The following is a 25,752-nucleotide window of genomic DNA, read 5'->3' as shown; positions in this document are numbered from 1 at the left end:
TGACGAGCAGAAAGGGGGACGGTTCTCGTTGAGTCCGTCCCCTTTTTCTGTGGAATCAATCCCGCCCGGGGGCACTGCCGTGGTTGAGTTGGAGGATGGGCGATTGGTGGAACAGAAGATGTGCAAGGAGGTGGAAGTGTTGAGGGGCGCGCTGGAAACGGTAGAAGCGGAAACCTGCAAACCAAAAGCAGCGGAGCAATGATGCTCCGCCGCCTTTGCTCCTAACCGGCGAACTCCTTGGCCATCCCTTTGGCCTGATCCAGCCAGCCCGGAGACTGCAGCCCTGGCTTGGGATCTCCTTTATCCATGAGGTCCATGGCCTGCCCCAGCAGACCGCTCATATCGCCGGAGTCATTGGCTGCTTTCACCGCCTTCGCCGCTTCGGCGGCTTTAAAGATGGTTTGCAACTCCGGGGTGTTGGCGGTTCTTTCGGTGAGCGGTACAGGCGGTGGCATGGTATTGAGCAGGGCCACCACGTCGCCTGGATTTCGAGTAAAAGCACGTACGGCCTCCATACCCTCCATCATTGGCAGGGCGATGCCGGTCAAAGGGTCGTATGCGCTGATTTCCGGGAAAGCAGGCAACCCTGGGCGGCCGGTTAAGACAGGAGTCGCCAGGGACGGCAAGAATAGGCCTAGCAAATAGCGAGGGTTTCGCTTTTTGATCGATAGCCCGATGCTGCTCAAAGCGATACCCATCCCAACAACGCGTCCAGCATTCATCAATACCGACAGACGCTTGTTCGATTCATTGTCGAAATGGACCAGGCGGTAGCGGAAATAGTCGGTAAAAAGCTCGCGCTCGCCAAAAAAAGAAGAGTTCATAAACCAGGCACGTGAATCGTGCACATGATCATCAAAAAGCGCGACCAGATCCTGCTGCCCATTGGCGATAACACCCGGCATAGTAAATAGCTTGCCATGGCGCTGCCTGCCATTCTGGTAAAGCTCGGCATACTCCTGAGCTTCATCTTCTTCGTTGATTAGGTAGACAGTGCCACCGAGCAACAGATTGATTACACCACCCCATGCGAATGTATCCTCGAGAACGCCCCAGTTACGGTCGTAGTCACGCTTGAACTCAGCGGCGGCACGGCGCAATTGCCGATCATCCAGGGCCGGCTCGAATGTCTTGTTGGTATTGATACGCGCATAAGCATCAGTACCCCCGACCAACTCAAGATCCGCCTCGCGCTGTCGTTGCTCGCGGGCACTGAGCACAGGTGGTTCCTTGCCCTGCGCGGCCGCTTTGTTTTCCGCCAGTTTCTGGGCATGCAGGCGTTTCAGGGCATCCTGTTGCTCATCACTCATATCCTGGCCTTTCACATGGCTGTAGAAGCCCTGCTTGTCGATGCCGCCGGCATAGCGGTCGATACGCCAGGCTGTGATCAGGGCCAGTTCTCGCTTGATCATATCCTCAAGCGGCTCTTCTTCAGCCTGTTGCTGCCAGGCATTGAAGCGGGTTGTGAGTGCGTCACCTACAGCAAACTCGCCGAATGTCTCAGGATCCATTTTTCGCCAGTCTTCGAGGCCCTCTGCAACGGTTTCGGGAACCTGTAACGGTGCGCCTGCGGCGAAGGCCGATCGGTACATGTGGTGCAAAGGGATCTGTGACAACAGCTCGCCTTGGCCACCACAGGCCTTGCCCTGATCGCCAGGTGGGTAACCACCACCTACGTCGGAGTGCATGCCTGGATAGACGTATTCCCAAGTGTCCTTGCGATAGGCGGACGCTCGTTTGTCGTCACGTTTTCCATCGGCGTTTTTTTCTCGGCGGCGAATGGAGTCCAGCGGGAAGCTGGCGCGCTGCTCATGAGCGGAAACCAAATGCACGCAGCGTTTGAGAAAAAGGCAATCTTCAGGCAGGCCGGTTGGCATGCAGGCTTGCACCTGGCTTTCGTCCGGCAGACGCATGGTACCGCTGGCCCAATCCATATGACCGGCAGCGAAAGGTACGCTATCGGCCAACCCCACTGCGGCCACTGTATCGAACAGGCCAAGGAACTCGATGGAAATAGGCAGCCCCGCGAAACGGTATTCGCTGGTCTCACCATTTTGCCGGCGCGTCAGCTCCATCAGCCAGTTAGCGAAAGTGCGGGCCTGAGCGGCGCCGCGGGAAAAACCATAGACATAAAGACGCAAGGCCAGGATTTCCGGTTTCTCGCCAGCGCTTCGCCGTTGTTCCAGCAAACTGGCCAGTTCGTCCTCGTAGGGCTGTATCGCGGCCTTGCGTTTGTGTGCGCCATTCTCCAATTGGCCTCCGCTTAGCACGGAGGCTGCCCAGTTAGTGCCCATGGCTTCGACCAAGGCTTGGGTCTGAGCAATAGAAAGCGGCTCCTGTCCTGCCCCCTTGAGGGTTTCCTTGAGCGCTGCGATTAATCGAGTAAGCCCCCAATTGATGCGATCTTCGCCCCCACTAGCGCCGATCAGGCCTAGCTGACTAGGCAAGTACTCTTTGATCTCCTCAAAAACAGTGCCGACCCCAGGACTGTAATATCGAAAAAAACCTTTTCCCGTTTGCTCGATACTTGCATGGTAAAGACGCGCCACATTGCTCGTACAAATTGGGTCGGCAATAGAGTCCGAAGGCTCGTGATTATTGGTACCGTCGAAACACAAGCTGATATATAGAGTTTTACAGCAAGGTTCAGGCGTTTCGTCGCCTTGCTTCGCAGCATCCTTGACTGCCTTGCTCCAGGCCCGTTTTTCGTCGCGGCTCTGGCTTCGGATATTTGTGGCGACCTCTGCCGAATTAATTGGCAGACCTGTGCGTTCAAACGGGCGCGCCTTTAAGGCCCTAGCGGGCGGTGGGCTCAAGGTTTGGGACATTCCGTATCCTCCATCTTGCGGGGAAAGTTATAGGGGTAGCCGGAAACCCCGTAGAAAATATTGTCCGCTGACACTCTCACCTGATCGCAAGGGAGAAAGTGCACTTTCAAAGTTCCAGCTTCCTGATATTGAGGGATTTCCACCACCACCCGGTGACGGGTGTAATGACTGCGGTGTTTCTCCATACGTTTGTTCCAGGCGTCGGAGTATGGTCGCTCCGGCCAGCTGCCATATCCTCGGGGATTTGGATCTTTCTCCCACTCCACAATGGCTCTTAACCCAGGCCGCCAATAACGAGGCACCGAGCCACAGCAGACTTGTCCACCGCCACCGCTATAAGGGCCTAGATTGGGGCCCCCAGCACCGTTGACGGTAAAGCGGTTGATGGCAGCGGACGTATGGTTATAGCCCTCGACAGGAGCACCGAGCATTTCGGACTCCTTGGCCATGCAGCCGCTGATCAGTAATAGCGCTAGCGACAAACCAGCGAACTGATATCGACTTATAGGATTGCGAATAAGCGACAAGCTCAAAGGGCGGGACATTCCGTATCCTCCATCTTGCGGGGAAAGTTGTAGGGGTAGCCGGGGATCCCGTAGAAAATATTGTCCGCCGAGACCCTCACCTGATCGCAGGGGAGAAAATGCACTTTCAATGTCCCGGCTTCCTGGTACTGAGGAATCTCCACCACTACCCGGTGGTGGGTGTAATTGGCCGCGTGTTTCTTATATGCCTCTCTCCATCCATCCGTGCCATGAGGTGGCCATCCAACAGAGGCACCAGGATTTGGATCTTTTTCCCACTCCACAATGGCCCTCAATCCTGGCCGCCAATAACGAGGCACCGAGCCACAGCAGACTTGTCCACCGCCACCACCATAAGGGCCTAGATTGGGCCCCCCAGCACCGTTGACCGTGAAGCGGTTGATAGCGACAGAGGTATGGTTATAACCCTCGACAGGAGCACCGAGCATTTCGCTTTCCCTGGACATGCAACCGCTCAGCAATGAGATCGCTAGAAGGCAGGGCAAAACTCTGTTGATCATGCCCACACCTCTACGGACTCTTCAGGCGGCGCGACTGAGGAGTTCTTGGCCAGCCAGACGCGGATAAAGGCGTCACGCTGGTCGAGGTCGTGCAGCCCTTCGCGATTCGCTGCCAACTGCCCATGCATCAGGTGGCGCATTAACGGTTCCTGTTGACCCATGCCGTAGTCCTGCGGCTGCACACCCCAACTGCGCCGATAGTCTTCCGCCGCACTCCAGGCCAGCAGGCTGGCCATCTGCGCCTTCGTCAGCCGCAAGACCGGCAGCGGCGACGGCAATTCCGTTGAGCCCAAGAGGTTGCCTGGCAGGCTACGAGGCTGCCGGTCACGATCCTGCCAGTGCCAGGCGATGACCGGGGCGTGGAACCATATCTGGTGCGGATCCAGCGCTTCACTGGTGGGAACCAGCATGCGCGGATCATAGAAACGCAGCAGGCCACTGCTCCGGCCATCGTTCCACTCGACCTGAGTGCAGTGGCTTAGGTGGCTGGCAAGCTGGGTGAAGGGCCAAGGACTGAGTAGTGCCAGAAGATGCTGGTGTGCATTCTTGCTGGCCAGCAATTCTTCGAGCCAGTGTTGTTCGAGCTGATCGACTCCTACTCGCAACAGTAGAGGCCCTTTGGCCGCGATGGCCCCTTCTGGTGTGCCTTCCAGAAGCATGGCAATTTCCGGGGGCTGCTCAAGTTCATCGAGATGTGAAAGCAGCGGGTAGTGCAGATTGCTGGCATCGACCAGCAGATCGAAATACTGCAAACGTTCTTGCTCCGCATGCTCGCGGAGCAGATTCAGCCAAGTGTGAGCCAAGGATTTCATAGTGTTCCGGTGCCTCTCAACGTGCGACTAGCGCTTGGGCTTTACTTTGCGCACGAAGCAGACACTCTTCACACACGGCTTTCTGTGGCTTGTCCACACAGTTGCTGACGGCCTGCTCCAACAAACTCCCCGCCTTGTCGCTATCGGCCATACCCGGCAGCACGGGCGGCTTGATCTTGAGCCCCGAGCCCTTGCCTGGCAAACCCCCTGCGTTGATCCTGGCCAGCGGGCCGGAGATGGTGATGCCGCCGGGGTCGAGTTTGATGAAGCTGCCGCCGGCCTTGATGGTCAGTTCGATGCCGGCTTCGATGACCATTTTCTGCCCGGCCTTGAGGTGGATCTCACGGCCTGCCTTGGTCAGTTGTGCGGTGCCCAGTTTGATGTGCTGGTCGGTGGCCACCGTCAGGTGATCCTGGGGTTTGACCTCGACCTTGCGGTCGGCGGTGACGGTGAGGTGTTCCTCGGCCAGCAGTTCGGTGTAGCTGTTCTTCTCCACGGTGTCGTGGCGTTCGTTGCCGACGCGGATCTTCTGGTCGTGCTCGATGTTTTCGTCCCAGTCGCGCTGGGCGTGGACGTATATCTGCTCGGCGCCCTTGCGGTCCTCGATGCGCAGTTCGTTGTAGCCGCCACCACCGGGGCTGCTCAGGGTCTTGAACACGCTGCGGGTCTTGTTCGTCGGCAGGTCGTAGGGCACGACGTGTTCGGCGTGGTACAGGCAGCCGGTGACCAGGGGCTGGTCGGGGTCGCCTTCAAGGAAGGTGACCAGCACTTCCATGCCGATGCGCGGGATGGTGATGGCGCCGTAGCGATCGCCGGCCCAGCTGGAGCTGACGCGCAACCAGCAGCTGGTTTTCTCGTCGGCCTGGCCTTCCCGGTCCCAGAAGAATTGCACCTTTACTCGACCATATTCGTCGCAGTGGATTTCCTCGCCGGCAGGGCCCGTGACCACGGCGCTCTGGCTGCCGAGGACGCGGGGTTTGGGGTGAGCGAGTTGCGGGCGGTAGGGTACGTCCCAGGGCGTTGCGAGGAAGCGGTTGCGGTAGCCTTGGGTGAAGTCGGCGTCGTCCTTTTCCCCCTCTCCCCAGCCCTCTCCCCGAAGGGGCGAGGGGGCCGATCTGCGTCGTGTCAGATCGCTCGTGATCGACTCCTCCAGCACCTGCGGTTGCTTGCCTTCGTGCAGCACTTCGGTGAGCAGCCAGAGGTCGTTCCATTCGCGGCGCGGGTGTTCGGAGATTTCCAGCAGATGCCCGGTGACCAGCCGCGGCTGGTCGCTCTGGCCCTGCAGTTGCTGGTAGTCGGCGCGGTGGCGTTCCAGGGCGCGCTTGGCCAGGTGCTTGCCGCGGGTGCGGTCGGTGTAGCGGCCGGGGTAGTCGTAGTCTTCCAGATCGGGCAGGCCGTCGTTCTCGCCGGCCTGCTCGCCCTGGTAGGCCGCCTCCAGCAGCAGGCGCGGCTGCTCGAAATCGTAGTCGCGGCGGGTGGTGCTGCGGGTGCGGGTTTCCAGGCGCAGGGCCAGGCGCTTGATCACCGGATCGTCGGCGGTCATGCCGCTGTCCTGGATATAGGGCGTGGGCTGGCCGAGCTTGGCGAAGGCGGTCTGGTCGTCGCCGAAGGTCAGCACATGGCCGCTTGCGCTGTGCTGGAAGTGGTAGTGGATGCCTTCTTCCTCGCACAGGCGCTGGACGAAGTGCAGGTCGCTCTCGTCGTACTGCACGCAGTACTCGCGCTGCGGGTAGACGCTGGGGCCTAGCTGGAACTGATAGCGGCCCTCCACGATGCCATGTTCTTCCAGTACCTGAGCGATGATCTGCGGCACCGTCAGGTGCTGGAAGATGCGCTGGTTGGTGCGGTGCGCCAGGTAGGCGAGCTGCGGCACGATGGCCAGGCAATAGCGGGTCAGGCGTTTGCCGGACTCGCCCTGTTCGACCCGGTGGATCAGGCCGTGGATGCCGTCGCCATTGGGGCTGAAGGCGAGGAAGGCGCGCTGGTGCAGCAGGCTGGCCAGATCGAGATCCGGGCGTTCGCTGATCAGCTCGACGTCGAAGCGATAGGGCTGGCTGATGGCCTCACGGCCGTTGAATTCGAGCACCTGCAGATCGTGCTCGACGCCTTCGATGGTCAGGCTGAAATGGGTTTCATTGGCCGGGTTAAACATGTGCGTATCCTTTCGATTAAGTCCTTATGCCTTGCCCAGCCAGCGGCGCAGACGCGAAGCCGGTGGCCGGCGAAACGCGTCGAGCAGCTCGCTGCAGTCGATCTGCCGCTGGCTTTCGTCGAAGGCCAGCGCGGTGCGCAGGGCCTGCCAGCAGTGCAGCGGCACCTGCGCCGGGCGTTGCAGCTGCCTGTCCAGCTCCATGCTCTTGGCCTGCTTGGCGCTGAGGCGGCGGAACGGGTGTTGCCCGCTGGCCAGCTCGACCAGCACGCAGGCCAGCGCATAGACATCGGCAGCCGCCGACAGCGGCGCGCCTTCGAGCAACTCCAGCGCGGCGTAGCGCGGTGTCCAGGCGGCGATGCGGCTGCGGCACAGGCGCGGCAGACCGGGCAGCAGGCCCTCCACCGGCTGGCCGAGACCATAGTCGAACAGGCGCAGGCCGTCTTCGGCCAGCATCACATTGCTGGGCTTGAGATCGCCATGCAGCACGCCCAGCTGGTGCGAATAGCACAGGGCTTCGAGCAGCGGGATGGCGATGCCGCGCAGCTCCTCCCAGGGCAGGCCCTCGGGGCGTTCACAGAGCAGCTGATCGAGGGTCAGGCCGCGCAGCAGTTCCAGGGTGATGAAGGCGCGCTGGCTGGGAATGTCCACCTCGAAACCGAACAGACGCACCACGTTGGGGTGGCTGAGCCGTGCGGTGAGGGCGAACTCGCTGTAGAGCAGGGCGTTGGCGTCCGGGTATTCGGCGAAGTCGTCGCTCAGGGTCTTCAGCGCGACATAGGGCTCGGGGTCACCGAACTGTTCGCGCAGCAGATCGCGCGCGCGATACACCGCGCCCATGCCGCCGACGCCGAGCAGACGCTCGATCCGGTAGCGGCCGCCGAGCACTTCCGGCAGCTCGCCGGGAGCCTGGCGCGGCGTTTCGCGCACAGGCTCCCTGGCGGCGGTGGCGGCCAGGGCGAAGTAGGTGAGGTCGCTGGCTTCGGCGGCTTCGATCATTGGCGGATCACCACGGCACTGAGGTTGTCACGGGCCGGGCCGTCGAGCACGCGCTGGAACAGGCGCTCCACGGCCAGGTGCGGCGAAGGCAGGTTGAGGCAGGCGCCCAGCTCGTCGGCGGAAACGCCCTGGTAGAGGCCGTCGCTGCACAACAGGAAGACGTCGCCGGGCAGCACGTCGAGTTCGAGGATGTCCAGCTGCAGGGTTTCGCTGGCGCCGATGGCGCGGGTCAGGGCATGCGCCGCCGGGTGACGCGCGGCCTCCTGCGGCGTCAGGCCCTGTTCGTCGATCAGTTGCTGCACCAGCGAATGGTCGCGGCTGAGCTGATACAGACGCGCACCGCGCCACAGGTAGCAGCGGCTGTCGCCGGCCCAGACGCAGGCGGCGCGGTCGCCGTCGAGCAGCAGGGCGACCACGGTGCTGCCGATCACCGTGTCCGGGCGGTCGGCGGTTACCGTCAGCTCCTGACCGAGGCGATGATTGAGCCGGTGCAGCGCCTGACGCAGCGCCACCAGACGCTGCTCCAGGCTACCCTGCGCCAGCTCGGCCAGTTGCTCGACGATCAGGCGGCTGGCCAGGGCGCCGTTCTGGTGCCCACCCATGCCGTCGGCCACCACCCACAGGCCCTGCTCGGGCAGGGCCAGGAAGGCGTCCTCGTTGCGCGCGCGCACCTTGCCGGTGTCGGTGCGCGCCGCGCTGCGCCAGGCGTTGGCAACTGCCGGCATCAGAGCGTCGCCGGCAGCTTGAAGCTGCGCAGCAGGCCGATGTCGAACGGGTTCGGCGAACGCTGGCTGTGCAGCAGGTAGTTGGCGTGCAGGCCGCCCAGGTTGGCCTTGAGGATCAGCACGTCACGACCGCTGTGGTAGTCCACGTCCATCAGGTCGAGCAGGCGGAACAGCGACCAGGGGCCGGTGTTCTTCTCGATGCCGACGCGGCGACCGCCGAGTTCCTCGACCACCAGGCTGGTGCGGTCTTCCTCGCTCGCCGCCGGCCAGCGGAAGGCGGTGGCGACGATCGGGCCGTGGCGGTATTCCAGCTGTTGCTTGCCGAAGCGGAAGTCGGCGCGGCTCAGGCTGGAGTCCAGCGAGTAGGGCTCGAGCTTGAACAGCACCTGCGGCTCGGCCGGGTTCTCGGCGAAGAAGCTGCGGCGGATCACCTGGGCGCGGCTCATCTGCAGGAGGAACTCGCGCGACAGCGGCAGGCCGCGGTCATCGACGCGGCGCAGGCGATACTCGTCGGAGCTGCCGCTGACGAAGGGGCGCAGGTACTGGTCGAAGAAGCGCTCGGCAATGCCCTGGGCCTTGAAGAACTCGCGGAAATCCGCCACTGCCACGTCGCTCTCGCTGTGCGCGCTGAACGGATAACGCTGCTTCAGCGAGTTGTCGTAGGCGGCGTACAGCTCGCTCTGATAGCGCTGGTTGAGGAAGTGGTAGGCATCATTGAGCACCAGCGTCCAGCTGTCCTCGGCGAGCAGCGCCAGCCAGTTGCCCACCGGCTGTGGCAGGCGCGCGGCGGCGCTGCGCACCTGGTTGATCGCATCGCGCTTGCCGGCCATGCGCGCCTTGGCCATCTCGAACGCGGCCTGGTCGCTGGCACCGGCATTGGCCAGGCTGGCCAGCTGGCGCTGCAGTTCGTCCAATGCCTGCAGGCTGGCGGCCAGTTCGACGCCGGCACCGCCGTTGTCGTCGAGCAGCTTGTGCAGCACCTCGAAGCGGCGCTCCAGGGTCTTGCGCGCGGTGTCCGGGGTGTTCTTGGCCAGGGCCTGCTGCGCCTGTTCGGCAGCGGCGCTGGCCAGCTTGGCGGCCTTGCCCAGCTTGCCCTTGGCGCCCTCCAGCGCTTCGGCGGCGGCACCGGCGTCATCGGCGGCCTCGGCCAGGCCCTTGAAGCGGGTGTTGTCGCGCACTTCCACCAGCAGTTGCAGCAGCGGCGAGTTGGCCGCGGTCAGGCCGCCGAGCAGGGCAGCACCACGGCCGGCACTGCCGATCGGCTCCAGGCTGAGCTGGGCAATGGCCTCGCCCCAGTAGTTGCCGTAATCGCGGAAGTACAGCTGCTCCAGCTCTACCATCAGGCGGCCGAGGTCGCCGGCGCTGAGGCTCTCGCCCTCGCCCAGCACCCAGTTGTCGCGCAGGATCTCGCGCACCAGGTTGCCGCCCTGGGCGGTGAAGGTCTTGCTGTAGCCGGCCTGGGTGTAGAAGCCGGGGATGGCGTAGTCGCTGCCATTGATCAGCCCGGCCTGCGGCCCGAGCTTCTGGCTCAGGCGGTAGTCCGGCAGGCTGCGCGCCTGTTCACGCAGCATGCGATAGACCACGTTGGCCAGCGACTCGCTGCGCAGCACCTGGCGCGCCTGGGCGACCAGCTGGGCGTTGAGCGCATAGGGCGCGAAGGACTCGTCGAGCAGACGGGCGAAATGGGTGTTGAGGCCATGTTGCGCCGGGCTGTTGCCGGCATAGCGCAGCGACCAGTCGGCGGCCACCCACTCCTTGAGGAAGGCGGCGTCGCGGCGCTCTTCCAGGTTGAGCATCAGGTAGGCGCGCAGGCTGCCGAGCAGGCGCTCGCGGTCGCCGAGGTTGGCGCGGATCTGCGCCTCCAGCTGCCGCGCCACACGTGGCAGCAGCAGGGTTTCCAGCTCGGCGCGGTAGGTCGAATAAACAGCCGGATTGACCGCCTCACCCTGGAACAGGCCGGTACGCTGCAGGTAGGACACCTCGCCCTTGGGCGGGAACACCAGGGTGGCGGCGTAGCTGCTGTCCAGCGCCTTGAGGGTCTGCAGGGCGTCGTCCTGCGGGTTGATCGCCTGGTGCTCGCGGGTGAGCTTCTGGGCGATCTCGCGCAGCTGTTCCAGGCGCCCGTGGTTGGCCGAGAAGCCGCTGGCCCAGAGCACGCCGAACAGCGCCAGCACGGCGAAGGCGGTGGCATACATGGCGCGCTGGCCCCAGTCGATGCGGCGCACTTCCTTCTGATCGAGCCCGGCCAGGTCGGCCTCGGGGAAGATCACCCGGCTGAGCAGGTGGTTGATGAAACGTGCACGGCCCGTGCGGAAGGTCGGCAGCGCGCTGCCGGCCAGGCCGAGGTTGCGGCCGATACCGGCGGTGAGCGGGTCGAGCTGTTCGTTGAGCTGCGGCGCGCTGGTCAGGTAGAAGCCGCGCAGCTTGCTGGCGCGCTGGTAGCGGTTACCGGCGAAGGCCAGCTCGATGAATAGGCACAGGCGCTCTCCGATCTGACCGAGCTGGTGCGGGAAGTCGAGGATGCGGCCACGGCGCTGGGTGTCGCGCTCCTGGTGCATGCGCAGGATCACCTGGCTGTTGAGGCGGCGCAGCAGCTCTTCGAACTCCTGGCGCACCACGGCCACGTCGCTGGCGTTCTGCTCCTTGCGGAAGCTGGCGCCGAGCACCTGCTCGCTCTCCTCGCGCGACAGCTGGTCGAAGAACTCGTCGAAGCCCAGCACCTTGTCGGCCTTGCTCAGCACCAGGTAGACCGGCACGTCGGCGCCCAGGCGCTGATGGATCTCGTGCAGGCGCTGGCGGGTCTGGCGGGCCAGGGTTTCCAGCTCCACCTCGCTGCCGCCCTGCAGCTGCTCGACCGGAATGCTCACCAGCACGCCGTTGAGCGGGCGCGCGCGGCGCTGACGCAGCAGGCCGAGCAGGGTGCCCCAGGCGCGGCCGTCGACCTGCGCGTCTGGCTGGGTCAGGTAGCGCCCGGCGGTGTCGATCAGCACGGCGTGATCGGCGAAGTACCAGTCGGCATAACGGGTGCCGGAGACGTCCTTGGTCAGGCGCTGGTTGTCGCCGCGGTTGAGCGGGAAGTCCAGGCCGGAGAAGTCCAGCAGGCTGGTCTTGCCGCTGCCCTGCGGGCCGAGCAGCAGGTACCAGGGCAGATCGTTGCGCCACTTCTCGCTGCGCCCGCGGTACAGGCTGGAGCGCTTGAGGGTGCGCAGGGCGTCCTTGAAGCGGTGGCGCAGCTCATTCTGCTCCTCGCCGATCTGCTCCTCACGACGCAGGCGCTCCTGCGCCTCGGCGTCGTTCTCCTCGGCCTTCTTGCGTGCGGTGGCGCGCCAGCTGGCGAACACCATGGCCAGGCCCCAAAGCAGGAACAGCAGGCTGATGGTCAGCAGGCGGCTGGTGGCCGACTCCCAGAACTTGTAGTCGTCGACCGCCAGCAGCGGGCCGACGAACCACACCAGCAGGGCGAGGACCAGCACCAGCAGCAGGCTCCAGACCCAGGTCTTGCGGAAAAAGGCGCCAAGTTTGGCGAAGAAGCTCTTCATTTCACGTCATCCATGCTGACACCCGAGGCCGGGTCGAGTTGCTGATACGGCTTGAGGACGGTGTCGCGCTGCTCGCCGAGCACCCAGGCGAAACCGGCGTACATCATCACCAGGCACATCAGGGTGAACAGCGCCACCAGCCACCACGGCACGATGCGCACCAGGCGCCGGCGGGTGTCCTTGAGGCCCTGCCAGTGCGGCGAAACTTCGCGCGGCACGTCGCCGCGTAGCTGACGGATCTGCCGGTAGAGGCTGTCGCGCACCGCTTCCAGCTCGAGCATGCCGCGCGGCAGCACGCGGTACTTGCCCTCGAAACCGAGCGACAGGCACAGGTACATCAGCTCCAGCATCGGCAGGTGCTTGACCGGGTTGCGCGACAGGCGCTCGAGCAGCTGGAAGAACTTCTCGCCACCGAAGGTCTCGTTGTGGAAGGAGGACAGCAGGCTCATCTGCGACCATTGGCTCTCGTTGCCCCAGGGCGTGGTCACCACGGCCTCGTCGACCACGGTGCACAGCACGTAGCGCGCGGCCATCACCTGGCTGCTTTCCGCGCCGTCGTGCAGGGCGCGGTGTTCGAACAGCTTGATCTCGCGAGTCAGGCGCTGGTTGAGGGCGTCCAGGTCCTCGCTTTCGAAGCTGTGCTTGAGCCGCACCACCTCAGAGAGCAGCGCGGAGGCCGCCGCCACCAGCGGGTTGAGGCTGATGTTGAAGCTCTCTGCCGGGCGCAGGCGCGCGGCGAAGATCATGCGTTCTTCCAACTGCTCGAATTTCGGCGGCGCGCTGAAATCGGTCAGCGGGCTTTCGGCGCGGGCTTCGCCCTTGCGGTTGAGGATGACCGTCTTGTCATCCTGGCCGTATTCCATTTCCTTGATGGTCATCGTCAGTTCCTGATCGCCCAGAATTTCAGCTCAAGCCCGGAGAACTCGCCGGACACGTGGAAGGCGAAGCCGCCGGAGCGTTCCAGCTGCGCCAGTTCCTCGGAGCTGAGCTCCAAGGCGAAGTAGGTCTTGCCCGAATGGAAGGGGATCTGCCGCGGTGCCACCGGCAGCGGTTTGACCTTGATCCCCGGCAGGTGCAGGTTGACCAGCTGGCGGATGCGCTCCACCGGGCCGACCTTGAGGTGTGCCGGCAGACGCTGGCGCAGCTCCTCGGAATCGCACTGGGCGCTGGCGGCGAGCACGAAGCTGGAGGTGCCGAGCAGCTTGTGGTCGTGCAGCGGCGACACCTGAATGCCGTACTGGCGCTGCTGCAGGAGCATCTCGATGGCGTGCTGTTCGAGCACCATCGACAGCACTTGGCGAATGGCGTCCATCAGCTTGCGGAAGCTCATGCCCTGGTCGCTGTGCAGGTAGCGGCCTTCCAGGCGTGGGCGCTTGGTCTCGCTGGAGAAGGTCGCCAGCTCGCCGAGCAGGCCGACCAGCTCGCGGTAGATCTGCTCCGGATGCACCTGCTCGACGCCCAGGTGGTGACGCAGGATCGGTTCGTAGCGGTTGATCAGCTGCAGCATCATGAAGTCGCCGACCTCGGCACCGCCCACCTTGCCGGTGGCGCGGATGCGCTCGGCGAGGATGTCACCGCGGTGGGCGAGCATGCTGATCACTTCCTTGAGGCAGCTCAGCAGGTAGCCGGAAGCCTGGAAGTTGACGTAGGTCGGGCTGAATTCCGGGTCGAGGCTGATCACCCCGTCCGGCGTGGTGTCGAGCACCTCGCACAGCTTGAGCTTCACATAGGCCTGGTCGCTCTGCTGCTCGCCGAGCAGCAGGCGGAAATCCGGGCGGCCGGTGCTGACCTGACTGTGGCTGCTGTCGCCGGCGTTGCAGTCGGCGACTTCCTCGTCGAAGGCGACGTAGCGTGCCAGCACATCCTTCTGCTCCGGGCGGCGGCTCTCGATATGGTTGCCGGTGACCAGCGGCAGCGCCAGGTACACCGGGGTGTTGCCGGTGTTCGGCGGCACGTCCAGGCCCAGCGGCTCGCGTTCGGCGCCGAGGTCGAAGAGGCTGCCGTCGGGCAGCACGCCGCTGGCCTTGCTCACCACCAGCTTGCCCATGTTGAGGAACTGGCGGTCGATCTCCAGTTCGAAGAAGCCCCAGGCGTAGCTGTCCAGTTTCTGCGTGCGCACCTTGAGCTGGTGCTCGAAGTAGCGATCGTTCTGCTGGAAGTGCTGCGGGCGCAGCAGCATGCCTTCCTGCCAGATGACTTTATGCTGGCTCATCGGCTGCGCTCCTGCTCGGCATCGAGGTTGCGGATGCCGCGCTCGTCGAGGCGCAGGCGCGCCTGGTTGCGCTGCTGCTCGTCGATGGCGATGACGTAGCGCCAGTTGGCTTCCGGCAGGTCGCGGTAGGCGGCGAGCACGCCGACGTAGCGGCTGCCTTCACCCACCGAGAGTTTCAGCTCGCGGGTCTCGCCCGGGCGCAGCTCCAGTTCCTCGAGGGTCACCAGGTCGGGCGCCAGGGCCTCCTTGGGACGCTGGTAGAGGGAGAAGAAATCGGCATTCTCGAAGGCCACCGGGTGCTTGAGCTCCATCAGGCGCAGCACGATGGGCGAGGGGCGGCCGTGCAGGTCCGGGTTGAGCTGGTCGCTGCCGGCCAGGCTGAGGTCCAGCTTGGTCATGCTCGAATAGGGCGACAGCGCGGCGCAGCCGGCCAGGCTCAGCAGCGCGGCGATGAAGGCGAGGGAAAGCAGGCGAGGCATGGGCATCATCCTTGAAGGTCGGTATTGAGGGTGGCGATCAGGCGAACCTGCTCTTCGTAGGCACTGGCGAAATCGCGGGTGAACAGGCGGTCGCTCCAGTCGTCGTTCTGCGCCAGATCCGCATGCAGGCGGCGGTAGGCGCGCCAGCGGCTGCCGGCGGTGGCGAGCAGCGGCTTGCGGCCGTTGCGTTCGAAGCGCATGGCCAGCTGCTCCGGGGCGAACTGCTCGAACATGCCCTTGACCGCCGCGCGGCTGGCGGCGAGCAACGCCACCTGGTGCGCCTGCAGGTCGCGAAAGCCGCGGCTGATGGCCTGCTCGGCAGGCAGCTGACCGGGTTTACCGCCGCGCAGCAGGGCGGTCAGCGTCTCCCCGCTATCCAGGCCGTGCTTGAGCGGGTTGTTGCCGGCGCCCTGCACGGTGGTCAGGGCCAGACGCAGCTCGTTCTTCAGCTCGCCGCGCGTGCGCAGGGCCTGCTGCAGGCTGCCGACGCTCTGCCTGAGCAGCTTGGCGGCGTTGAGCGCCAGGGCTTCGCGGGCATCGTCGTCGAGATCGTCGAGGCGCACGCCAAGGGCATCGGCGAACTTTTCCCAGAAGCTCGGCGGCAGGCGCTCAGGCTCCGGCGCGGGTTTCGGCTGCGCTGGCGGCGTCGGCATCACCAGCTCGGGTACCAACAGGTTTTCCTCGTCGATCTGCGCGTAGTCACGCTGCTGCGCCTGGGCGGTGCTGGGGCGCAGCACGGCGGTCAGATCGTCCACCTCGGCGTAGACGCGCTCCTGCTGCTCCAGCGCGGTGAGCGGATCGAGGTCGAGGAAGGCGTCGTCGGGGATGATGCTGCCGGCTGCCTGCGGCAGGCCGATATCACCCTCGAACATGGCCGGATCCTGGATCAGCCGCGCGCGAATCTCGAAGTCGCCCAGGCAGTACACGCTGCCGTGCTCGATACGCTGCGGGCGGCCCTTGGCCAGGCTGGCGCCGCTGTCCTTGAGGGCGATGCCGTTGCTGCTGGTGTCGGTCAGGTAGAAGGCGCCATCGCGATAGCTGACCTCGGCGTGACGGCTGGAGAGGATGCGCTTGCGATCGGGAATCACCCAGTCGCAATCCTCGGCGCGACCGATCACGCCGCCGGCCTGTTTGAAGGTCTTGGTGGTCAGCAGACCCGGCACGAACTGCTGTGCGCTGACCATCTCGAATACCAGTTCCATGGTGACTGTGCTCCTCGCGGTCAGTGGCCGCGCTTCTCGGCTTGCGGATCGCCCAGCGGGCGGTATTGGTCGTCGCTGAACTTGTAGTTGCCAGTGCAGCCGGCCAGGACGAGGGCCAGGGCCAGCAGGGCGGCGGTCCGGTAGCGATGCAGCATGGAATGCGCTCCTTGAAGAGAGGTGAAAGTGAACATGTCAGGCCGCTCCGGCTATCTGCGTGGCAGCGGAACGTTTCAACACAGGAGGACCGTAGCGATTGGCCTGGCGTTGCCCAGGCCAGATCAGCAGCAGCGGCCAAATCAGACTGATCAGCAGTACCCAGTAGCCGCTCCGGCCCAGGTCATGTAGGCGACGAACACCGGCAGTCAGCGTGGCGATCCACCAATAGATCAGACCGAAAACGACGAGAACCGAGAGCACGTACTGCATCCACAACGGAGAGTTTTTGTTGCTCAAGGCCATAACCAGGAAAAGTGGCCAGGCGCTCCACACATGGAGCAGCAGATACTTGATTCGCCCAATTCGTCCGCTGGAGATCATGGGCTCCAGCACGAATGACGCTACACAGCCCAGTAAATTCTTCATGGCCTCTCCCATCACACTTCGCTCGGGCTGATCTTCAGCCGTTGCATGCGGTACAGCAGGGTGCGCCGGGGCAGGCCCAGCTCGTTGGCGGCATTGGTCTGGTTGCCGCGGTTCTTGCGCAGGCAGTCGAGCAGCAGATTGCGTTCGACCCGGTCCATGCGCTCGCGCAGGCTCAGCGGTGCGCTGCCTTCGCTCGGCGTCTGCTCCAGGCTGAAATGCTCGGGCAGCAGCTCGCCGCCCTCGCACAGCAGCACGGCACGCGCGATCAGGCCCTTGAGTTCGCGCACGTTGCCGGGGAAGGCGTAGCCGGCCAGGTGCTCCAGCGCCGCTTCCGACCAGCGATAGGCATCGCGCTGCAGGAAGCACGCGGCCTCGACGGCGAAGTGCCGCGCCAGGCGCAGGATGTCCTCACCGCGGGCGCGCAGTGGCGGCAGCTCGATGGGAAAGTGCGACAAGCGATAGAACAGGTCTTCGCGAAAGCGTCCGTCCTCGACCAGGCTGCGCAGATTGTGGTGCGTGGCCGAGACGATGCGCACATCGACCTTGTGCGTGCGGGTCGAACCGAGCGGGCGCACTTCACCCTCCTGCAGCACGCGCAGCAGCTTGGCTTGCAGGCTCAGCGGCATATCGCCGATTTCATCGAGGAACAGGGTGCCGCCATTGGCCGCATCGAACAGGCCCTGATGGTCGCGGTCGGCGCCGCTGAAGGCGCCCTTGCGGTAGCCGAACAGCTCACTCTCCAGCAGGTTCTCCGGCAGCGAGGCGCAGTTCTGCACCACGAAGGCTTTGCTGCGACGGGAGCCACAGTCATGGATGGCACGTGCCACCAGCTCCTTGCCGGTACCGGTTTCGCCCGTCAGCAAAACGCTGACCGAGTTGTGCAGCACCTTGCCGATCAGCTGGTACACGCTGCGCATCGCCGGGCTGTCGCCGATCAGGCCGTAGCCGCTGGCGCAGCTTGGGGTGGGTTGCGCTGCGGCCTCGCTCTGCGGTGCTCGCAGGCGCTGCAGCAGGTGCAACTGGGCAATGGCGAAGCCGCCGAGCTGGCCCAGGGAGCCGGCGAAGCCCTGCAGCTCGCGGGGCTTGTGGCTGGCGATGAGGAGCAAGCCGTTGACCTGCCGGTGTTCGTCCAGCAGCGGCTGGCACAGCAGGCTGCGCCAGGGCTGGCCGCTTTCCGGGAGGAAGCCGATGCTGTGCAGGCTGCTATCCAGCTCGGTGAGGCTGAGCAGCTGGTTCTGGCACAGGCAGTACTGCAGCAACTGTTCGCCGTCATAGTCGCTGGGCAGGCTGGCCTCGGCACGGCGCTGCAGTTGGCCGTCCTGCCATTCGGCGCTGAGGGTCAGGCGGGTGTGGGTGGCGTCGAGCAGGTACAGCTGGCTCAGCTCGCTGGCAGACAGCTGCGCGGCGGCTTCCACCAGCCCGCCGAGCAGAGCGTCGGCGCTGGCATGGCGGGCCAGTTGGGCGAAGCGCTGCAACAGCGCCTCGGCATAGCGCAGCGGCTGGGGGATCTGGCTGAACATCAGCGAGGGGTTAAGCGAACTCACAGACCACCGTTCCTTCACCGTTCAGGGTGGCGCGTACCTGCTGCAAGGTCTCGCCGCTCGCCATGGCGTCGAGCAGGCGGTCGACCACCAGCGGCTGCAGGTGCTGGTCGATCAGGTGGTCGATCAGACGGGCGCCACTGTCGCCATGGGTGCAGCGCTCGGCCAGGTGCTCGACCAGGCCGTCGCAGTGGCTGAAGGCGAGCTGGCGACGGGCCAGGCGCTCGCCGAAACGGGCCAGCTTGAGGCCGACCAGCTGACGCAGCAGGTCGCCGTCCATGGGGTAGTAGGGCACCACGCGCATACGGCCGAGCAGGGCCGGCTTGAAGTGCTGGGTCAGTTGCGGGCGGATGGCCAGCTCCAGGTCCTCGGCGGCCGGGCGTTCGCCGCCAGCACAGAGGCTGGCGATGCGTTCGCTGGCCAGGTTGCTGGTCATCAGGATCAGGGTGTTGCGGAAGTTGATCTCGCGCCCTTCGCCGTCGTTGGCCACGCCCTTGTCGAAGATCTGGTAGAAGACGTTCATCACGTCCGGGTCGGCCTTCTCCACCTCGTCGAGGAGGATCACCGAGTAGGGCTTCTGCCGCACGGCTTCGGTGAGCATGCCGCCTTCGCCGTAGCCGACGTAGCCGGGCGGCGCGCCGATCAGACGCGAGACGGTGTGTTTTTCCTGGAACTCGGACATGTTGATCACGGTGAGGAAGCGCTCACCGCCATACAGCAGGTCGGCCAGGGCCAGGGCGGTCTCGGTCTTGCCGACGCCGCTGGGGCCGACCAGGAGGAACACGCCCACTGGCGCATCGGGCCGGTTGAGGCCGGCGGCGGTGGCGCGCATGGCCTTGTCCAGCGCCTGGATCGCCTGCTCCTGGCCGCGCACGCGCTGGCGCAGGTCGTCGGCGAAGGTGATGACCTTGGTGTTGTGCTCGCGCGCCAGCTGGCTCAGCGGCACGCCGGTCCAGTGGCTGATCACCTCGGCCACCAGGCGCGGGCAGACCTCGAAGCTGACCAGGCGCTCGCTGGCCTGAGCCGCGGCCAGCTCGGCCTGGAGGGCGCGCAGCTCGGCTTCCAGTTCCTCCAGGCTGGCACGTGGCTCGTCGGTTTCCTCTGCGTCGCCAGCAAGACGCGCCGCGGCGCACTGCTTGCGCTGCTCGAGCAGGCGCTCGGCCAGGTCGCGCTGGATCGCCCAGCGGGTTTCCACCTGCTCCAGTTCGGCGCGCGCGGCGACCAGGCGGGTTTCCAGGGCATCCAGCGCTTCGCCGTCGATACTCAGACCGGCGTCCAGGTCGCGGCGCATGGCCTCGCCCTGGCGCTCGCCCTCGGCGATCTCGCCGCGCAGGCGCTCCAGCGCCTCGGGTGCGGCGGCCAGGCTGATGCGCACGCGGGCGCAGGCAGTGTCGAGCACGTCCACCGCCTTGTCCGGCAACTGGCGACCAGCCAGGTAGCGCGCCGACAGCTCGGCGGCGGCGACCACGGCGTCGTCGCGCAGGTAGATGCCGTGGCTCTTCTCGTACACCGGCGCCAGGCCGCGCAGGATGGTCACCGCCTCGTCGACGGTCGGCTCATGCAGCTGCACCGGCTGGAAGCGGCGGGCCAGGGCCGGGTCCTTCTCGAAGTATTTCTTGTATTCGCTCCAGGTGGTGGCGGCGATGGTACGCAGCTCGCCACGGGCCAGCGCCGGCTTGAGCAGGTTGGCGGCATCGCCGCTGCCGGCCTGGCCACCGGCGCCGATCAGGGTATGGGCCTCGTCGATAAACAGGATGATCGGCTTGGGCGAGGCCTTGACCTCGTCGATCACGCCCTGCAGGCGGCGCTCGAACTCGCCCTTGACGCTGGCGCCGGCCTGCAGCAGGCCGAGGTCCAGGCACAGCAGCTCGACGCCCTTGAGCACCTGCGGCACCTCGCCGGTGGCGATGCGCAGGGCCAGGCCCTCGACGATGGCGGTCTTGCCCACGCCGGCCTCGCCGACCACGATGGGGTTGTTCTTGCGCCGGCGGGCGAGGATATCGACCATCTGGCGGATCGCGCCGTCGCGGCACAGCACCGGGTCGAGCTTGCCGTCGCGGGCCTGCTGGGTGAAGTTGTGGGTAAAGCGCGCCAGGTTCGACTCGCCCGGCGCCGCCGCTTTGCCGCCCGCGGCCTGCGGCTGCTGGCTGAGGGCGAAGTCGCGCAGACGCTCGGCATTGAGCTTGCTCAGCAGCGTCTGATAACGGCTGCCGGCGTAGCGCATGGGGTTGCGCAGCAGGGCGAGGATCAGCGCGGCCTGGTCGATCTGGCTGGCGCCCAGCTCCAGGTTGGCCACCAGCAGGGCGTCCTGCAGCCACTGCACCAGCTCGGCAGAAAACACCGGGTTGCGCGACTCGCTGTGCTCGCCGCGCGGCTGCAGCGTCTGGGCCAGCTCGCCGGCATCGATCTCGGCATCCTGCAGGGCGCGCGCCAGCAGGCTTTCCGGGCGCTCAAGGAGGCCCAGCAGCAGATCCTCGACGAGGATCTTGTTGCCGCCGCGTACCACGCAGCGTTCGGCGGCCATCTCCAGGTCGCGCTTGCTCGCAGCGTCCAGAGCTTGAACCAGTTGTTGCAGGTCGACGTTGATCATTTCATCTGTCCTTAATGAATCTTGCTGCCGAGGGTGACCAGACCGTCGGCGTTCTCACGGCCGAGCCAGGTGGTCCAGCCCAGCAGGCAGGGGTTGCCTTCGCCGATGCGCAGGTCGCGGATTTCGTCCTGACGCAGCTCCAGGCGGATGTCGTAGTCCAGCGGATCGCGCAGGGTGAAGCGCACCAGCGCGCAGAGCGGCTGGTAACCCGTGCCGATCGGCAGGAACTCGTGAAAGCGCGTCCAGCCCAGCTGGCGCACGTGGATGCGGAACTTGCCGCCGCGGTCGCGGACGCGCTCGCCGAGCACGGTGTCTTCGCCGAGCAGGCTGTTGGCGCGGCCGAGGCGGTTGCGCTGTTCTTCCAGCACCACCACCTGGCGCTCCAGGCACTGCTCGATGAACAGCTCGGCGTGCTTGAAGTAGTAACGCAGCACCGACTCGATCAGCGCCGCCGAATGGGCGCGCAGGCTGAGCAGGCCGAGGTAGGGCAGCAGGCGCTTCCAGTTCAGCTCCTGGGCCTGGCGGATCTGCTCGCTGCCCAGGCCGATCAGGGCGAACAGGTGCGCGGAGAAGGCGTCCATCGCCCCGCTCTGGAAGCTGGCGCGGTAGCGGTACTTCTGCCAGATCGGCAGCAACAGGCGCTGCAGACGGTTGTTGAACAGGTCGAGGAAGTCGCGGGTCGGGTTGCCGTCCTCGCTGTCACCCAGGGCCTGTTCGCTGTAGAAGGCCGGCAACGGCGAGCCGCCGCCGAACAGGCCGACCAGGTTGACGCGCATGCGCGCGCGCAGCTCGCCGTGCTCCTCGAAGAACTGCACGCGATCGATATCGCTGCCGGGGAAACCCAGGCTCGGGTTGGCCTGGAACTCCAGGTACTCGTAGAGGCGCTCGTCATCCAGTTGCGGATGGGCGACCTTGAGGCGCTCCAGCACCAGCTGTACGGCCTGGAACAGGCTGTACTCGCGGATGCCCCGGCTGAGCCGGTTCAGAGCAGGGGCTGCTGCCCCATGCGTGGCGTCCATTTGTACAACTCTCCCTGTGTGCTCTGTACGTGCAGCTCGTGGTAGCTGTTGAGGCTGGCGTAGAGGGCGAAAAATTCATTGAGTACCGAGGCGAAGAGGAACAGGTCGCCTTCGCCCAGGTAGCCGTCCGGGTTCATGGTCAGTTCGGTGCGCACGCCGCGCACCGGCAGGCCGCGGTGCAGGCGGTCGACATGGCGGTGGCCGATGCTCTTGAGGCCACCGAGCAGGCGCTTGCTGACGCGCTCGGCGTGCTGGTCGTAGTAGCGCGGCAGGTCGTAGGTCTCGAGGATCACCTTGAGCGCCTCGACGTTGGCCAGCGACAGGTAGTTCAGCGACATGTTGGAAATCAGCTTCCACAGGAAGTCGCGGTGCAGCGGCGGCGCATAGCAGGGGGTGACCGCGCTGATGTTGCGGAAGCTGAGAAAATCCGGAGTGTCCTCGCTGGGCAGGCAGATATCGCCCAGGCTCAGCTGACGCGGCAGATTCTGGTTGGTGCAGGTCAGCTCGATGGACAGCGTCTCGTGCTGGTCGAGGTTGCGCAGGCCGAAGCTGAGCCAGGTCTCCAGGCCGTCGCCGAGCATCGACGGCTGCTGACGCACGCTGTAGTGCGGGCGCGCCACCGGCACGTCGAAGCTGGGGTCGTGCTCGAACGACTCGAACGGCACGTACTCCTCGTAGCCCATGCCGCCCGGCTTCCAGCCGGTGACGCGGTCCACCGAGAACACGCCGCAATGCTGCGCGTCGAATTCGGCCGGCAGCAGCAGGTACTGGTCCTGCTTGCCGTCGAGGCGGATCGGGATGGCGTCGTGCTGGAACAGGTTGACCACCGGCGTGCAGTACAGGCGCACGTTTTCCAGGGTCGGGCGGATGCGCTGCACCCCGGCCTTGTGGATATCGAAGCGCAGCTCCAGACCGCGCGCCTGCTTGAGCAGATCCTCGGGCAGGCCATGGATGGCATCCAGGCCGAGCAGGTCGACGAAGAGGAACTTGTCCTGGAAGGCGAAGTATTCCTGCAGGTAGCGGTAGCCGCGGAAGGTGTTGAGCGGATAGGGGATCAGCGCCTCGTCTTCGGCGAAGCCCACCGGCTGCACCTGCTCGGGCTTGAGCTGCAGGGTGCCGAGAGTCTGGCCGAAGGCATCCTGCATGGGCTTGCCGGCCGCATCGAGCAGCACCAGCTGGATGCCGCCGAGGTTGCGCAGCAGCGCCAGGTAGAGCATCTGGCCGATATAGCGCTCGCCGGCCAGGTGCAGACGCAGCTTGTTCAGGCCGATCTCGCCGAGATGGCCGTCGGCGCTCATGCCCAGACGCAGGCTGAGCAGCGCGCCGTCGCCCTTGACCGAGTAGTCCAGGCCGTTCAGCGCCAGCGGCAGCACCTCGGTGGGGTAGCAGGTGCGAAAGCGGCAGGTGACGCCTTCGATGGCCTTGGCTTCCACCGGCGTGCCGCGCTTGACCGGCAACGCCGGGCCGGGGCGGGTCAGCGGGTCGAACTGCAGCATGCTGAAGGCCGGCAGCGGACGCATATAGTTCGGCCACAGCAGGTGCATCAGCGAGTGGGTCAGCTCCGGCAGCTCGTCGTCGAGCTTCTGCCGCAGGCGCCCGGTGAGGAAGGCGAAGCCTTCGAGCAGGCGCTCGACATCCGGATCACGCCCGGCCTGGCCAAGGAACGGCGCCAATGCCGGGCTGCGCTCGGCAAAGCGCTTGCCCAGTTGGCGCAGGGCGGTGAGTTCGCTTTGGTAGTAGTGGTTAAAAGACATGCTGTTTGCTCATCCCTGGGCGTGTTGCCGTTATGGACACAGAGAGGTGTCGTTGATCGTCCATATCGTTATGGCATTGCCTTTTTGTTCAATTGGCGAGCGCTTCAGATGAGCAAGCAGGCGCTGCTTGTCGAGCGATACCGACTTGCCATGTGCCGCGATATCCAGGCGATAAGTGCCTGGTACGCTGTCTTCCAGTGTTTCGTTGAACACGATGTAGGACAGCACCTCGATGGAGTCGTCAGCGGCCAGCCGCTGTCCAGCAGGGAATGAGCCTTTTCCGTTGGAGTAGTCATGGGTGGAAACTTCGACCGTGTAGCCACACACATTTTCGAAGTTGGCGATAAAGACGCTTTTCTGCTGGCTGCTGCAGCCAGCAAGCAGAATCGAAAGTAGACACAGCACGTGCTTAGTCATCGAATTTCACCCGGGTAAGCCACAACAGGCCCTTGACGTCGTTCTCCGAGGCGATGGAACGCTGCCAATAGTCCTGGTAGTTGCGTGGGCTGTGGGAGTGGTAATGCATAAGGTCTATCTCCCCTGCCGCTGGAATGGGGTGATTGTCCACAGGCGCCTGAGTGAGGATCGTGGAGGTCGACTTGTGGCTCCACGAGTACGCAGGTATCAAGCCACCATCGCCGTACTCGTTGAGGATGAGGTGACCCACCTCATGCGCAGCGGTGTGCGCGAAATCCTCATCGGCAAAATTGGCGGGATAGTTGGCAGCCGCCCACATGCCCAAGTTGTGGTAAATCTTTTTGAACATCGCGAAGCTAGTGGAACGACCGAAGTCATCACCGATTGAAGCAATGAGCGGGAAATTCTTGGCGCTGGGCTTGGCATGCACATCAGCGATGACCTTCACCTGAAACGCGCCTTTGGCTGTCTGAATCGGCTTGTCGATGCCGCCTGCACGACTGCCCTCACGCGACCAGTAGTATTCGACCCCCGCCTTGGCCAATACCTTCAGTTCATCGAATGTGCGGGCCGTCAATTGGTTGTTCCTGCCGGATACACCACCATCAGAGAAGCTGGGGCGCAGGGTGATCTCGACGGAGCCAGCGTTGCGATCAACGCGGGCATCGACCCACGGTGCGGCTGCAGCGCTATTGTCCAGCCGCAGCTCCGATACCTGCTCTTCAGCACCTTTCTTCACGGTCAGACGCACAAGCAGGTTGGGGCTTTTCAAAACACGAGTATCGAGAACGCCAGATCGGTCGTAGCCGTCCCACTGCCACTGGTGCTCACCTGTCGGAAGCAGCGCCGCTGTATCCGCTTCGCTATGGAGCAGCGTCTCGCCATCGTATACCTCCAGGGTCAGGCTATCGGCCGGATGTTTGCGGTTACGGATCTGGAAATCGATGGTCTCTCGATTGTTCGTTGTGCCTTGTCCAATTTCCTCGTAATCGGGAATCCGCAGAGGCGTGAGCACACGATTGCCTCCACGCTGCAAAGCAATGGTGTAATCCAGCGCGCGCTCTTCGGCCGCTTGAGCCGGAGGCACCAGAACATTGATGACGCTAGCTGCAGCAGCCACCAGCGACAGCGGCGCAACCGGGCTGAACGCCGCCCCACCGCCACTCGCGCCAATCAACACGGTGCCGGAGCCAGCCACCACGGTATTGCCATGACTACCCACCGAGCCCACCACCGCCGCCGGCTTGCCATTGATCAGCACGGTGGGAATCACCGCGCCGGCCATGGCGCCGCCGCAGGCGGAGGCGTCGCCCATGCGCGCGGCGGGCAGACTGTCGAACAGCACGTCGGGCGAGCCGGCGGCGATCGGGTTGGTGCCGTGGCCGGGAATCGGGCAGGCGGTGGGATCGCCGAGGCGGGCTGCGGGTTTACCGGACATGTGAGGCTCCTGGGTTGACCTTGACCTGACCGCTACCGTCCAGGCTCGCGGAGAAACTGACCTGACGCCTGACGCCATCCATCTCCAGCATCGCGTCGATGGCGAAGGCCTGGCGCAGCGGATCATGGGTGCGCGGCAGGGAAATCACGCGCACCTGGGTCAGACGGGGTTCGTACGCTTCGATAAAGCGTTCGATGGCGATACGCGCCTGCTGCAGCGAGTCGTGCAGCGACAGGCGCATATCGTTCAAATCGGGCAACCCGTAGTCGGGCAGCGTCTGCACGCTGCCCGCACGGGTGCTGAGCATCTTGGCCAGATGGGCAGCCACCGAGGCCATGGCGGCGACCTCGCGGCTCCAGCCGGCACGTTGGCCGGCCTCGCCACCGAGGCGCTCGAACAGGCTGCCGTAGGCCATGGCTGC

At 64.8% G+C, this 25,752-nt stretch carries 21 protein-coding genes; all 21 read right to left on the bottom strand.

The genetic code is table 11. The annotated features are described in order from the left end of the window. Positions 1-221: 221 nt before the first annotated feature. From L1F06_RS00430 to tssE, 21 genes are read right to left on the bottom strand one after another with little or no spacing between them, the layout of a single operon-like run. Entirely contained in the window at positions 222-2,828 is a 2,607-nt protein-coding gene (locus L1F06_RS00430; RefSeq protein ID WP_129483209.1) for a T6SS phospholipase effector Tle1-like catalytic domain-containing protein, read from the bottom strand. Next, positions 2,813-3,373 carry a Tli1a family immunity protein gene (gene tli1a, locus L1F06_RS00425; RefSeq protein ID WP_129483208.1) on the bottom strand — a complete coding sequence of 187 codons (561 nt, stop codon included), beginning with the start codon at positions 3,371-3,373 and terminating at the stop codon, positions 2,813-2,815. Before tli1a (L1F06_RS00425) ends, L1F06_RS00430 begins: the two co-directional genes overlap by 16 nt. Next, positions 3,358-3,873, bottom strand: a complete 516-nt coding sequence (gene tli1a, locus L1F06_RS00420; RefSeq protein ID WP_129483207.1) for a Tli1a family immunity protein — start codon at positions 3,871-3,873, stop codon at positions 3,358-3,360. Before tli1a (L1F06_RS00420) ends, tli1a (L1F06_RS00425) begins: the two co-directional genes overlap by 16 nt. Next, the gene (gene tla1 / locus L1F06_RS00415; RefSeq protein WP_129483206.1) at positions 3,870-4,685 is read right to left on the bottom strand and encodes a toxin Tle1 chaperone Tla1; all 816 of its coding nucleotides are present in this window, start codon (positions 4,683-4,685) and stop codon (positions 3,870-3,872) included. Before tla1 ends, tli1a (L1F06_RS00420) begins: the two co-directional genes overlap by 4 nt. A 16-nt stretch (positions 4,686-4,701) precedes the next feature. Further along, complete coding sequence (locus tag L1F06_RS00410) at positions 4,702-6,837, bottom strand: type VI secretion system Vgr family protein (protein WP_129483205.1); 2,136 nt, start codon at positions 6,835-6,837, stop codon at positions 4,702-4,704. 24 nt (positions 6,838-6,861) lie between these two features. Continuing rightward, positions 6,862-7,833, bottom strand: a complete 972-nt coding sequence (locus tag L1F06_RS00405; protein ID WP_177491194.1) for a serine/threonine-protein kinase — start codon at positions 7,831-7,833, stop codon at positions 6,862-6,864. Further along, positions 7,830-8,558, bottom strand: coding sequence for a PP2C family protein-serine/threonine phosphatase (locus L1F06_RS00400; protein WP_129483204.1), 729 nt, complete (start codon positions 8,556-8,558; stop codon positions 7,830-7,832). The genes L1F06_RS00405 and L1F06_RS00400 overlap by 4 nt, the downstream gene beginning before the upstream one ends. Then, positions 8,558-12,097, bottom strand: coding sequence for a type VI secretion system membrane subunit TssM (gene tssM, locus L1F06_RS00395; protein WP_129483203.1), 3,540 nt, complete (start codon positions 12,095-12,097; stop codon positions 8,558-8,560). Before tssM ends, L1F06_RS00400 begins: the two co-directional genes overlap by 1 nt. After that, positions 12,094-12,975, bottom strand: a complete 882-nt coding sequence (gene icmH, locus L1F06_RS00390; protein WP_003242082.1) for a type IVB secretion system protein IcmH/DotU — start codon at positions 12,973-12,975, stop codon at positions 12,094-12,096. The genes tssM and icmH overlap by 4 nt, the downstream gene beginning before the upstream one ends. Positions 12,976-12,977: 2 nt before the next feature. Continuing rightward, complete coding sequence (gene tssK / locus L1F06_RS00385; protein ID WP_003242080.1) at positions 12,978-14,309, bottom strand: type VI secretion system baseplate subunit TssK; 1,332 nt, start codon at positions 14,307-14,309, stop codon at positions 12,978-12,980. Then, positions 14,306-14,788: a type VI secretion system lipoprotein TssJ gene (gene tssJ / locus L1F06_RS00380; protein WP_003242077.1), complete on the bottom strand. Its 483-nt coding sequence runs from the start codon at positions 14,786-14,788 to the stop codon at positions 14,306-14,308. Before tssJ ends, tssK begins: the two co-directional genes overlap by 4 nt. A 5-nt stretch (positions 14,789-14,793) precedes the next feature. After that, positions 14,794-15,990, bottom strand: a complete 1,197-nt coding sequence (gene tagH, locus L1F06_RS00375; protein WP_011920433.1) for a type VI secretion system-associated FHA domain protein TagH — start codon at positions 15,988-15,990, stop codon at positions 14,794-14,796. A gap of 20 nt (positions 15,991-16,010) precedes the next feature. Further along, complete coding sequence (locus L1F06_RS00370; RefSeq protein WP_011920432.1) at positions 16,011-16,145, bottom strand: hypothetical protein; 135 nt, start codon at positions 16,143-16,145, stop codon at positions 16,011-16,013. Positions 16,146-16,182: 37 nt separating this feature from the next. Further along, positions 16,183-16,572: a DUF805 domain-containing protein gene (locus L1F06_RS00365; RefSeq protein WP_177491191.1), complete on the bottom strand. Its 390-nt coding sequence runs from the start codon at positions 16,570-16,572 to the stop codon at positions 16,183-16,185. A gap of 11 nt (positions 16,573-16,583) precedes the next feature. Beyond that, on the bottom strand, positions 16,584-18,092 hold the full coding sequence (locus L1F06_RS00360) for a sigma-54-dependent Fis family transcriptional regulator (RefSeq protein ID WP_129483316.1): 1,509 nt from the start codon (positions 18,090-18,092) through the stop codon (positions 16,584-16,586). A gap of 10 nt (positions 18,093-18,102) precedes the next feature. After that, the gene (gene tssH / locus L1F06_RS00355) at positions 18,103-20,703 is read right to left on the bottom strand and encodes a type VI secretion system ATPase TssH (RefSeq protein WP_129483201.1); all 2,601 of its coding nucleotides are present in this window, start codon (positions 20,701-20,703) and stop codon (positions 18,103-18,105) included. A gap of 11 nt (positions 20,704-20,714) precedes the next feature. Then, a complete protein-coding gene (tssG, locus tag L1F06_RS00350) occupies positions 20,715-21,722 on the bottom strand; it encodes a type VI secretion system baseplate subunit TssG (protein WP_003242069.1) in 1,008 nt (335 codons plus the stop codon). Next, positions 21,686-23,476: a type VI secretion system baseplate subunit TssF gene (gene tssF / locus L1F06_RS00345; RefSeq protein ID WP_003242068.1), complete on the bottom strand. Its 1,791-nt coding sequence runs from the start codon at positions 23,474-23,476 to the stop codon at positions 21,686-21,688. The genes tssG and tssF overlap by 37 nt, the downstream gene beginning before the upstream one ends. Positions 23,477-23,506: 30 nt before the next feature. Next, on the bottom strand, positions 23,507-23,893 hold the full coding sequence (locus tag L1F06_RS00340) for a hypothetical protein (protein ID WP_129483200.1): 387 nt from the start codon (positions 23,891-23,893) through the stop codon (positions 23,507-23,509). Further along, positions 23,886-25,331, bottom strand: a complete 1,446-nt coding sequence (locus tag L1F06_RS00335) for a PAAR domain-containing protein (protein WP_129483199.1) — start codon at positions 25,329-25,331, stop codon at positions 23,886-23,888. Before L1F06_RS00335 ends, L1F06_RS00340 begins: the two co-directional genes overlap by 8 nt. Continuing rightward, positions 25,321-25,746, bottom strand: a complete 426-nt coding sequence (gene tssE / locus L1F06_RS00330) for a type VI secretion system baseplate subunit TssE (protein ID WP_003242065.1) — start codon at positions 25,744-25,746, stop codon at positions 25,321-25,323. Before tssE ends, L1F06_RS00335 begins: the two co-directional genes overlap by 11 nt. Positions 25,747-25,752: the final 6 nt, after the last annotated feature.

The organism is Pseudomonas hydrolytica, assembly GCF_021495345.1.
In the GTDB taxonomy this organism is placed as follows: domain Bacteria; phylum Pseudomonadota; class Gammaproteobacteria; order Pseudomonadales; family Pseudomonadaceae; genus Aquipseudomonas; species Aquipseudomonas hydrolytica.
This window is presented reverse-complemented; position numbering and strand designations above follow the sequence as displayed.

Coding starts and splice junctions, on each gene's coding strand:
- tssF (WP_003242068.1), bottom strand. CDS start 23,476: ATGTCTTTTAACCACTACTACCAAAGCGAACTCACCGCCCTGCGCCAA.
- tssK (WP_003242080.1), bottom strand. CDS start 14,309: ATGAGCCAGCATAAAGTCATCTGGCAGGAAGGCATGCTGCTGCGCCCG.
- tagH (WP_011920433.1), bottom strand. CDS start 15,990: ATGGAACTGGTATTCGAGATGGTCAGCGCACAGCAGTTCGTGCCGGGT.
- L1F06_RS00410 (WP_129483205.1), bottom strand. CDS start 6,837: ATGTTTAACCCGGCCAATGAAACCCATTTCAGCCTGACCATCGAAGGC.
- L1F06_RS00370 (WP_011920432.1), bottom strand. CDS start 16,145: ATGCTGCATCGCTACCGGACCGCCGCCCTGCTGGCCCTGGCCCTCGTC.
- tssG (WP_003242069.1), bottom strand. CDS start 21,722: ATGGACGCCACGCATGGGGCAGCAGCCCCTGCTCTGAACCGGCTCAGC.
- tli1a (WP_129483207.1), bottom strand. CDS start 3,873: ATGATCAACAGAGTTTTGCCCTGCCTTCTAGCGATCTCATTGCTGAGC.
- tssM (WP_129483203.1), bottom strand. CDS start 12,097: ATGAAGAGCTTCTTCGCCAAACTTGGCGCCTTTTTCCGCAAGACCTGG.
- tli1a (WP_129483208.1), bottom strand. CDS start 3,373: ATGTCCCGCCCTTTGAGCTTGTCGCTTATTCGCAATCCTATAAGTCGA.
- tla1 (WP_129483206.1), bottom strand. CDS start 4,685: ATGAAATCCTTGGCTCACACTTGGCTGAATCTGCTCCGCGAGCATGCG.
- L1F06_RS00365 (WP_177491191.1), bottom strand. CDS start 16,572: ATGAAGAATTTACTGGGCTGTGTAGCGTCATTCGTGCTGGAGCCCATG.
- L1F06_RS00335 (WP_129483199.1), bottom strand. CDS start 25,331: ATGTCCGGTAAACCCGCAGCCCGCCTCGGCGATCCCACCGCCTGCCCG.
- tssE (WP_003242065.1), bottom strand. CDS start 25,746: ATGGCCTACGGCAGCCTGTTCGAGCGCCTCGGTGGCGAGGCCGGCCAA.
- L1F06_RS00430 (WP_129483209.1), bottom strand. CDS start 2,828: ATGTCCCAAACCTTGAGCCCACCGCCCGCTAGGGCCTTAAAGGCGCGC.
- icmH (WP_003242082.1), bottom strand. CDS start 12,975: ATGACCATCAAGGAAATGGAATACGGCCAGGATGACAAGACGGTCATC.
- L1F06_RS00400 (WP_129483204.1), bottom strand. CDS start 8,558: ATGCCGGCAGTTGCCAACGCCTGGCGCAGCGCGGCGCGCACCGACACC.
- L1F06_RS00360 (WP_129483316.1), bottom strand. CDS start 18,092: ATGTTCAGCCAGATCCCCCAGCCGCTGCGCTATGCCGAGGCGCTGTTG.
- L1F06_RS00405 (WP_177491194.1), bottom strand. CDS start 7,833: ATGATCGAAGCCGCCGAAGCCAGCGACCTCACCTACTTCGCCCTGGCC.
- tssH (WP_129483201.1), bottom strand. CDS start 20,703: ATGATCAACGTCGACCTGCAACAACTGGTTCAAGCTCTGGACGCTGCG.
- tssJ (WP_003242077.1), bottom strand. CDS start 14,788: ATGCCTCGCCTGCTTTCCCTCGCCTTCATCGCCGCGCTGCTGAGCCTG.
- L1F06_RS00340 (WP_129483200.1), bottom strand. CDS start 23,893: ATGACTAAGCACGTGCTGTGTCTACTTTCGATTCTGCTTGCTGGCTGC.